Source organism: Actinomadura sp. 9N215 (assembly GCF_044326345.1).
Taxonomy (GTDB): domain Bacteria; phylum Actinomycetota; class Actinomycetes; order Streptosporangiales; family Streptosporangiaceae; genus Spirillospora.
Window position 1 is genome coordinate 181,699 of record NZ_JBIRBA010000018.1, and the last position, 9,683, is coordinate 191,381.

The window sequence follows — 9,683 nt, forward strand, 5'->3', positions numbered from 1 at the left end:
ACGTTCCTGAAAATGGGTCGAAGGTGGAAGTCATAGCGGCTCCCGCAATTGTCGAATGTTTCTACTTTTGGTCCATACCGGCCCGCCTTTTCAATGTGGCAGGCTCCGTCGTGCCAAAGGTTCTTGGTCGCCCCCGGGGGCGGCCGGACTGAGGGGAGGTGAATTCGCCAATGCGTACCTACGAGCGTCCTACGCTGGTCGACCTCGGCTCGTTCGAGCTGGAGACCGATGGGTTCAATGGCCCGAACTGGGAGTGGTATGACAGTTGGGGGTAAGCCGGCCCTGACGTGAAGGCGCGGCCGGGCGGTCATGCGGTACAGCCCCGTCACCGTTCGGCCGCGTCCCATCCCACCGCACGGCCGCGCCCCACGCTCGGTGGGCGCATGCCCAACCGGGAGCTCGCCGACGCCGCCCTGCCCTCCGTGGTCACCGGCACCCGCTGCTCATGCCCCCCGTGCTCCGCACTGTCTTCGCATCGTCCGCTCCGGTCCTCCGGCGCCCAGCCCGACGGGATATGCGCTTTCATGCCTCACTCAGCCGTTCCATGGTTCGTGGTCCTGCCGGACGTCGAGGACGCCAAGCCCCTCGCGCTGGCGCTCCGCCGCGACCATCCCGGACTCGGAGAGCTGAACCATCCCTCGGGACGCCCCTGGCTGCTCGGCTCGTGGGGCGGCCGCCCGCCCGTCGTGGGGCGCGCGGCGGACTGCTCCATCGCGCTCGTCGGCACACACGCGTGCACCGAAAAGGAACTGTCGGGCCACGCCTCGCGCGTGCGCACCGTTCACGATCTCTCCGGCGTGGCCGAACGGGTCGGCGGCAGCGTCCATCTGATCGCGACGGTGGGAGGCCGTGTCCGCGTCCAGGGCACCGCCTCGGGCCTGCGTCGCGTCTACCACGCGACCGCGGACGGCGTGCCCGTCGCGGGCGATCGGGCGACCGTGCTGGCCGGGCTCGCCGCGGCCGTCGTCGACCCGGCCCGGATCGCGGTCCGGCTGATCTTCTCCAGCCCGCCGTGGCCGCTCGTCTGGGATTCGGTCTGGGACGGCGTCCACACCGTCCTGCCCGGTCACTGCCTGCTGATGAACGGAAGGTCGGCTCTTCGCGAGGAACGCTGGTGGACGCCGCCTCCTCCCGAGCTGCCCCTCGCCGAGGCCGCCGCGGCGATGCGGAGCGCACTGTCGGCCGCCGTCACCGTCCGGGTCGGCCAGGGACGGACGGTCGTCTGCGATCTGAGCGGGCTCGACTCCAGCTCCGTCTGCTCCCTGGCGGCCCGCGCCGGCGCCGAGGTCGTGGCGCTCACCGCGGCCCAGCCGGACGTGATGGACGACGATGTCCGGTGGGCGAAGAGCACCGTCGAAGGGCTGAGAGACTCCGGCCATCGCGTCCGGCACGAGGTGATCCCCGCCGAGGACAGCCCGCTCGTGTACGACGGGATCCTGTCGGCCCGCGCCGACTTCGACGAGCCGTTCGGGTTCGTGCACAACCAGCGGCGCTTCGCCTACATGCTGGGCCGCGGCGCCGAACATTCCCCGTCCGCCCACTTCACCGGGCTCGGCGGCGACGAGATGTGCATGCCCGCGCCCCCGTGGCTGCGCACGCTGCTCGTGCGGCGTCCGCTCGTGGGGCTGCGGCACTTGAGAGCGGCCGTCGCTCGCGAACGCGGGTCGCACGCGCGGTTCGCGCGGCGACTGCTGAGCGAGCGGGCCTACCCGGCCTGGCTGCGCGCGGCGGCCGAGGGCCTCGGCCGCGCCGCGGAGCGCGGTACCGCCGCCGGGTGGGGGAGCCCGCCCGTGCTGCCGGGCTGGGTGACGGCCGGCGCGGCGGAGTCCGTGCGGGACGCCCTGCTCGCCGCGGCGCGCGATCCCCGCCTGCTCGACGCGGACGCCGGGATGCACTTCCTCCTCGCGGGGGCGTGCACGGGCGCGCAGGAGAAACGCTGCTTCGAGCAGCTCGGCGACGGGCAGGGCACCCGGCTCGCCATGCCGTTCTTCGACGACGCGGTGCTGTCGGCCGCGCTGTCCGCCCGCCCCGCGGACCGCAACGATCCCGGGCGCTACAAGCCCGTGCTGGTCGAGGCCATGCGCGGGATCGTCCCGGCGGCCGTCCTCGGGCGGGAGACCAAGTCCGACACCGCGACGACCGCGGTTCTCGGCAGCCGCCGGCACCGCGACCAGCTCACCGGGCTGGCCGAGGGCGCGCACTTGGCCGGGCTGGGCCTGGTCGACGCCGGGAAACTGCGCCGTGTCCTGCACGAGCCCATCGACATCCAGACGCCCCACCGCAGGATCGAGCCCACCATCGGATGCGAGATGTGGCTCCGTAACCGTAGTGAGGAAAAGCATGTACGCGTTGGCGCCTAACATCTCCACGGCCGAGACCGAATACGGCGCCGTCCTCCTTGACGAGGAGCACGGCAGGTACTGGAACCTCAACCCCACGGGTGTGCTCGTCCTGAAGTCGATCCTGGAGGACGGCGACCCCCGCGCCGCCGTCGGTGCCGTGGTCAAGGACTTCGACGTGGCCGAGGACGTCGTCCGGGAGGACGTCGAGACCATCCTCGGCCGGCTGGTGTCGGCCGGGATCCTCGTGTCCGCGCCCGAGCGCGGCGACGCGACCTGAGCGGAGGCGACCCGTGTCCGAACCCCAGGTGATGGCGATCGACCGCGCCGCGTTCACCCTCCGAGAGCGGACGGCCGCGCGCGTCGCGGTGCTCGCGGCCAGGATCCTGGCCAAGCAGCCGCCGCAGCGGCTCCGCCGTGTGCTGCGGATCGTCGGCAAGGGCGCCCGGCCCGCGACCTATGACGAGGCCGCCCGAGCCCGCCGCGTGGTGGTCAACACCAGCTGGCGGTGCACGGGGCCCAAGGGATGCCTGCCCCGCTCCATCGCCACCGTGCTCCTGTGCCGTCTTCGGGGCACGGTCCCCACGTGGTGCGTGGGGGTGCGGATCATCCCGCCGTTCGGGGCGCACGCCTGGGTCATCGCCGAAGGGCGGGACGTGGACGAGCCGTTCCCCGAGGGCTACCACCGCACGCTGATCTCCGTCGAGCCCCCGGTTGGGACCACGCCATGACAGACATCTTCGCCCCGCCCGTCCCCGCGCTGGAGTTTCCGGTGCGGACCTGCCCTTACCAGCCGCCGCCCGCCTACGACGAGCATCGTGCGAGGGGGCCGGTGACCCGGGTGACGATGCCCAGCGGTGACACTGGGTGGCTCGTTACGGGATACGCCGAGATCCGGGCGCTGTTCAACGACAACCGGCTCTCCGCCGACCGGGGTAGCCCGGACTGGCCGAACTTCTGGCCTGCCCCGCGCAAGCCGCGGCCGACCAACGCGGCGGTTCGTGAGGCCCAGGAGTTCAATCTCATGGACGACCCGGAGCATGCGGTGCTGCGGCGTTCCGTGCTGCCCAACCTCACCGTGCGGCGCACGCGCGCGCTCCGCCCCGCGATCCGGCGGGGCGTGGACGCTGTCCTGGACAGAATGCTGGAGGCCGGTCCGCCGGTCGACCTGATCCCGGCCTTCGCGGCGCCGGTGCCCGCGGTGATGATGGCGGAGCTGTTCGGGATCGATCCGGCCGATCGCGAGTTCTTCGAGGAGCGGGTACGGCGCGCCGCCACCGACCGCCGCCTGAGCGGCGCCGCGCTGGAAGAGCTCGACGCCTACCTCGACCACCTGATCGCGGTGCGTGCGGACACCGCGGCCGCGCCGCGGCCGGGCGATCTGCTCTCGGCGCTGGCTCACCGGCTCACCGGCGGGGCCGGGGGCCTCGACCGGCGGCAGCTCGTCAACGCCGCCCGCGTGACCCTGGTCGCCGGAAACGAGTCGACCCTGAACATGATCGCGCTCGGCACCCTGACGCTGCTGGCCCACCCCGGCGAGGCCGCGGCCCTGCGCGAGGATCCGTCCCGCATACCGCGCGCGGTCGAGGAACTGCTGCGCTACCTGTCCATCTCCGACCCGATCCCGCGGATGGCGATCGAGGACATCGAGATCGCCGGCCAGGTGATCCGCGCGGGTGACGGAGTGCTGCTGTCGGCCGCCGGGGCCAACCGCGACACGGCGGTCTTCCCCGACCCGAACACCCTGGACCTGTCCCGGCCGGCACGCCATCACGTCGCGTTCGGATACGGCGTGCACCAGTGCGTCGGCCAGAACCTCGCGCGGGTGGTGCTGGAGAGCGCCTACTCATGCCTGCTGACCCGGGTGCCGGGGCTGCGGCTCGCGGTCGCGCCCGAGGAGGTCGGCCCGAGCTTCGGCGTGGGCCAGCCCCGCATCACCACGCTTCCCGTGACGTGGTGACGGGCGGACGGGAGACCGGGCCGGGACGAGAGACCGGGCCGGGACGAGAGACCGGGCCGGGACGAGAGGCGGTGAGCGCGGAATGACAGCAGACGACGCGCGGGCGGAGCCGCTGCCGGAGTATCCCATGGGGCGGACCTGCCCGTTCCATCCGCCCGCGGGCTTCGAACGGCTCCGCGCCGCCGGGCCCGTGGCGAAGGTGGCCCTGCCGGGCGGCGGGACGGCGTGGGCGGTGACCGGCCATGCCGAGGCCCGCGCGCTCTTCGCCGACCCGCGGATTTCCTCGGACGCCACCAGGCACGACTTCCCGCATCCGGGCCGCCCGCCGGGCGAGCGCGCGTACGGGCCGGACGCGAAGAAGCCGGTGCAGACGTTCGTGGAGATGGACGAGCCCGAGCACGGTGAGCATCGGCGGATGGCCATCCCGAGCTTCAGCGTCCGGCGGGTCCGCGCGATGCGGCCAGTCATCGAGGAGGCCGCCGGCCGGTTGCTGGACGAGATGACGCGGGCGGGCTCACCGGCCGACCTCGTGTCCCGGTACGCGGTCCCGCTGCCGTCCATGATGCTCTGTCACCTGTTCGGCCTGCCCGAAGGGGACCACGAGTTCTTCCGGGAGCGCGCCGACACGGCCGTGCTGGACAAGCGGCGCTCCGGTCCCGCCCTCGCCGAACTGCGCTCCTATTTCGAGCGGATGCTGATGAACCGGCCCGCCACCGGAGGCGAAGGCACCCTCGGCGAAGGCACGTTCGGCACGGACGACGGAGGGCTGCTCGGCCGCCTCGCGGCGGCCGGGACGGAGGCGGGGATCCCGCCTGGGCGGCTGGCCGACACCTGCGTGATGATCGTGGTGGCGGGGCACGAGACCAGCACCAACATGATCGCGCTCGGCGTGCTGGCACTGCTCTCCCAGCCGGACCGGGCGACCCCCCTCCTCGACGGGCGGCCGGACGCGGTGGCGGGCCTGGTCGAGGAGCTGCTGCGTTACGTGTCGATTCCGGAGACGATCATCCGGATGGCGGTCGGCGACATCGAGGTGGGCGGGCGGCGGATCCGGGCGGGCGACGGCGTGCTCCTGCTGCCCGCCGCCGCGAACCGCGACCCCGCCGCGTTCCCCGAGCCCGGCGTGCTGGACCCCGGCCGCCGGGCGCGCCACCACCTCGCGTTCGGCTACGGCGTGCACCAGTGCCTCGGGCAGAACCTGGCCCGGTTGGAACTGGAGATCGCCTTCACCGCGCTCTTCGGCCGGCTGCCGGGCCTCCGCCTCGCGGAGCCGTCCGCCCGGTTCGAGGCCGCCTCGCCCGGCGGACTGCAGGGCGTCGCCCGGCTCAAGGTCGCCTGGTAGCGGCCGGTGACCGCGGGCCATCGCACAGCAGAAGGGAAGGTACACGTGCGGATCTCAACGGACAGGCATCGCTGCGTCGGAGCGGGACAGTGCGTGCTGTCGGCCGCGCGCCTTTTCGACCAGGACGAGGACGGGCTGGTGGTGGTGCGCGCCACCGACCCCGGAGCGGACGGCGACGAGGTGCGGGGCGCGGACGGCGACGAGGTGCGGGGCGCGGACGGCGACGAGGTGCGGGGCGCGGACGGCGACGCGGTGCGGCAGGCGGCCGACCTGTGCCCCTCGGGCGCGATCTGGCTCAGTGAGGACTGACGGCCGATGGCCGACGCCACCGCGCCGCGGTACCGGCACTGGCTCGCCCGCCTGGCCGGCGAGTGCCGCCGCCATCCGGCCGCCTGCGCCCTGGCGGGCCTGGCCGCCGTGCTGGTCATCGGTTTGGAGGGTGTCGGGCCGCTGATCGTCCGCCAGGTGGTCGACGACGCCGTCGGGGGCCGTACCGGCCGGCTCCTGCTGTTCGGCGCCGTGCTGGCCGCCCTGGCCTGCCTGCGCTTCGCCGGGTCGTTCGCGTCCAAGTACGCCGCCGACCGGCTCGGGCTGGACGTCCAGCACGACCTGCGCCGCCAGGTGTTCGCCTCGATCCAGCGGCTCGACGGCGGGCGGCACGACCGGCTGCGGACCGGGGAGGTGATGTCCCGGACGACCACCGACCTGCAGATGCTCCAGGGGCTGGTGACCGCGCTGCCGATGATGCTGGGAACCGCGGTGCTGGCCGCCGTGGCGTTCGCCGCGATGGCTTCACTGTCGATCCCGATGACCGCGGTGGCGCTGGCCGTCATCGGGGCGACGGGATGGGTGACCGTGCGGTCGGCGGCGGCCCTGTTCTCGGCCTCGTGGGCGGCGCAGCAGCAGGCGGCGGTGCTGGCGCAGCAGGTCACCGAGACGGTCGAGGGCGTCAGGGTGGTCAAGGGCCTCGGGCAGGAGGAGGCGGAGGTCGGCCGGTTCGAGCGGGCCGCGCGCCGGCTGTACGCGGTGCGGGTCCGGACGGCGCGGCTGACCGCCCGGCCGTCGGGCCTGCTGGTCGCGGTGCCGGCCCTGGGTCAGGCGGTCATGCTCGGCCTGGGCGGCCTGCTGGCGATGCAGGGCCGGCTGAGCCTCGGCACGTTCGTGGCCTTCTCCGCCTACGTCACCCTGCTGCTCGGGCCCGTCCGGCTCGTCGCCACGCTCTTCCTGATCAGCCGGTCGAGCCGGTCGGCGGTGGAGCGCGTCTACGAGCTGATCGATCTGCGACCGGAGGTGACCGAGGCGCCCGGCGCCGTGGATCTGCCGCCGGGGCCGCTCGGGCTCCGGCTGGACGACGCGCGGTTCGGGTACGAGGACTCCCCGCCGGTGCTGGACGGTTTCTCGATCGAGGTGCGTCCCGGCGAGACCCTCGCGCTCGTGGGCCCGGCGGGGTGCGGGAAGTCCACCGTGTCCGCGCTGCTGTCGCGCTTCTACGACGTGCAGGCCGGGTCCGTGCGGGTGGGCCCGCCGGGCGCCGAGACCGACGTACGTGACCTGAAACTGCGCAGTCTCCGGTCGGCGGTCGGCGTCGTCATGGAGGACCCTGTGCTGTTCTCCGGCACGATCCGCGACAACATCGCCTACGGCAGGCCGGACGCCACGCCCGAGGAGGTGGAGGCCGCGGCGCGCGCGGCGGAGGTACACGACACCGTGCGGGCGCTACCGGACGGCTACGACACCGTCGTCGGCGAACGCGGGCTCACCCTGTCAGGCGGGCAGCGGCAACGCATCGCACTGGCCAGGGGACTGCTGACCGCGCCGCGGGTGCTGGTGCTGGACGACGCCACCTCCGCCGTGGACACGGCGACCGAGGCGGCCATCCACGCCACCCTCAAGAAGGTGACCCGGGACCGGACGACCGTGCTGGTCGCACATCGGCGGTCCAGTCTCGCCCTGGCGGACCGGATCGCCGTCATGGATCGGGGACGCATCGTCGACGTCGGCACGTGGGCGGAGCTCGAAGCGCGTTGCGCGCTGTTCTCCGCGTTGCTGGCCGGGCCGGGGGAACGCCTCGAAGGCCCAGGGGAACGCCTCGAAGGCGGCGACGGCCAGATCGTGCCAGGGCCGTCGGCCGAAGATCGTGACCTGTGGCCTGTCACGGATTCCGCTGCGGCCGCCGCGGTCGCGGCGAACGGGGCCGGCGCCCGCCCGCCCATGAGTGTGCGAGCCCCGGACGTGACACGGCTGCCGCCCGCGACCGAGGAGCCACGCGTTCCCGGCGCCGTCGACGTACGCGCGCCGGAACCCCCGTTCCCCCTCAGCCGGCTGCTGCGGCCGGTACGCGGCGGGCTGCTGGCCGCCGTGGTCCTGATGGGTCTGGACGCCTCCGGAGCCCTGGCCGTGCCCGCCCTGGTGCGGATGGGGATCGACGCCGGTGTGCGTCAGGAGGCCGCGTCCGCGCTGGCCCTGGCGACAGGCCTCGCGGTCGCCGTCGCGCTCGCCCGTGGGCTCGCCTCGGCGGCCCAGACGGTCGTCATCGCGCGTGCCGGCGAGTCGCTCCTCTACCTGGTGCGGGTGCGGAGCTTCGCGCAGCTGCAGCGACTCGGGCTCGACTACTACGAGCGACACCGGTCCGGCGCGATCACGACCCGGATGACCAGTGACGTGGAGGCGCTGACCAGCTTCGTGCAGACCGGTCTGGCGAACGCCGTGGTCGGCGCGCTCACCTGCGTCGGCATCGCGGTGGCGCTGCTGGCCACCGACGCCGCGCTGGCGGCGGTCGCGGCCGCGGTGCTGCCCGCGGTGGCCGTGGCGACCTGGGTCTTCCGCCGGTTCTCGGCGGACGCCTACGCCGAGTCCAGGGAACGGATCGGAGCGGTCAACGCCGATCTCCAGGAGAGCCTGTCGGGCCTGCGGACCTCCCAGGCCCACAACGGCGAAGGGCGCTCGGCGGCCAGGTTCGACGGCCACAGCGACGCCTACCGCCGTGCGGGACTGCGGGCCCGGCGGTACATCGCCACCTATCTTCCGTTCGTCGCGCTGACGTCGGACGTCGCCCAGCTCGCGGTGCTCGCCGCCGGCGCGCACCGGGTGGCCGCGGGGGATCTGCGTCCCGGCGTGCTCATGGCGGCACTCCTGTACCTCAGCCTGCTGCTCAACCCGATCCAGCAGATGTCGAACGTGCTCGACGGGCTCCAGCGGGCCAAGGCAGGGCTGTCGCGCATCGACGAACTGCTGCGCGTCCCGTACTCGGTGCCGACTCCGGGCGGTGGCCATGCGATCCCCGTGCCGGCGCGGCTGCGCGGCGGGATCACACTGGACGCCGTCTCCTACCGCTACCCGGGTGCCGACCGTTCCGCGCTGCGCGACGTGACGTTGCACCTCGCTCCGGGCGAGACCGTGGCCGTGGTCGGTGCGAGCGGTGCGGGCAAGTCCACCCTGTTGAAACTCGTCGCGCGGCTGTACGAGCCGACGGGCGGGCGGGTGCTGGCCGACGGCGTGGACGTGCGCCGTTTCGACCCGTCCGCCTACCGGCGCCGGCTCGGCCTGGTGCCGCAGGAGCCGCATCTGTTCGCCGGCGACGTCGCGGGCAACATCGGCTATCCGCGTCCGGACGCCCCGCCGGAGGCGATCGAGGCGGCCGCCCGCCGGGTGGGGGCGCTGGACATGATCCGCGAGTTGCCGAACGGGTTCCGGCAACGTGTCGACGAACGCGGCCGGGGCCTGTCGGCGGGCCAACGGCAGCTCGTCGCGCTCGCGCGGGCCGAACTGGCCGACCCGGACGTGCTGCTGCTCGACGAGGCGACCGCCGCGCTCGACCAGCGCGGCGAGGCCGCCGTCTTCGCCGCGCTGGATCGGCTCTCCGCGCGGCGCACCACGCTGGTGATCGCGCACCGGCTCAGCACGGCCGCCCGGGCCGACCGGGTGGCCGTCCTGCACGACGGGGAGCTGGTCGAGTGCGGGCGGCACGGGGATCTGCTGGCGGCGGGCGGCCGGTACGCCCGGCTGTGGTCGGCCGGACGCCCCGACGCCGCCTGACGGAGAG

At 73.8% G+C, this 9,683-nt stretch carries 8 protein-coding genes; all 8 read left to right on the forward strand.

All coding sequences use genetic code 11. The annotated features are described in order from the left end of the window. The first annotated feature begins 170 nt into the window (after positions 1 to 170). Positions 171 to 275 (forward strand): keywimysin-related RiPP, encoded by a 105-nt coding sequence (locus tag ACH34T_RS27785; protein WP_396023859.1) that lies wholly within the window; start codon positions 171 to 173, stop codon positions 273 to 275. A gap of 249 nt (positions 276 to 524) precedes the next feature. After that, complete coding sequence (locus ACH34T_RS27790) at positions 525 to 2,360, forward strand: asparagine synthase-related protein (RefSeq protein WP_396023860.1); 1,836 nt, start codon at positions 525 to 527, stop codon at positions 2,358 to 2,360. Then, positions 2,341 to 2,619, forward strand: a complete 279-nt coding sequence (locus ACH34T_RS27795) for a lasso peptide biosynthesis PqqD family chaperone (protein ID WP_396023861.1) — start codon at positions 2,341 to 2,343, stop codon at positions 2,617 to 2,619. Before ACH34T_RS27790 ends, ACH34T_RS27795 begins: the two co-directional genes overlap by 20 nt. A 13-nt stretch (positions 2,620 to 2,632) precedes the next feature. After that, the gene (locus ACH34T_RS27800; RefSeq protein WP_396023862.1) at positions 2,633 to 3,070 is read left to right on the forward strand and encodes a lasso peptide biosynthesis B2 protein; all 438 of its coding nucleotides are present in this window, start codon (positions 2,633 to 2,635) and stop codon (positions 3,068 to 3,070) included. After that, positions 3,067 to 4,299: a cytochrome P450 gene (locus ACH34T_RS27805; protein ID WP_396023863.1), complete on the forward strand. Its 1,233-nt coding sequence runs from the start codon at positions 3,067 to 3,069 to the stop codon at positions 4,297 to 4,299. Before ACH34T_RS27800 ends, ACH34T_RS27805 begins: the two co-directional genes overlap by 4 nt. Positions 4,300 to 4,381: 82 nt before the next feature. Beyond that, positions 4,382 to 5,641: a cytochrome P450 gene (locus ACH34T_RS27810; protein ID WP_396023864.1), complete on the forward strand. Its 1,260-nt coding sequence runs from the start codon at positions 4,382 to 4,384 to the stop codon at positions 5,639 to 5,641. 45 nt (positions 5,642 to 5,686) lie between these two features. Beyond that, on the forward strand, positions 5,687 to 5,950 hold the full coding sequence (locus tag ACH34T_RS27815) for a ferredoxin (protein WP_396023865.1): 264 nt from the start codon (positions 5,687 to 5,689) through the stop codon (positions 5,948 to 5,950). A 6-nt stretch (positions 5,951 to 5,956) separates the two neighbouring features. Then, positions 5,957 to 9,676 (forward strand): ABC transporter ATP-binding protein, encoded by a 3,720-nt coding sequence (locus ACH34T_RS27820; protein ID WP_396023866.1) that lies wholly within the window; start codon positions 5,957 to 5,959, stop codon positions 9,674 to 9,676. The last annotated feature ends 7 nt before the right edge of the window (positions 9,677 to 9,683 follow it).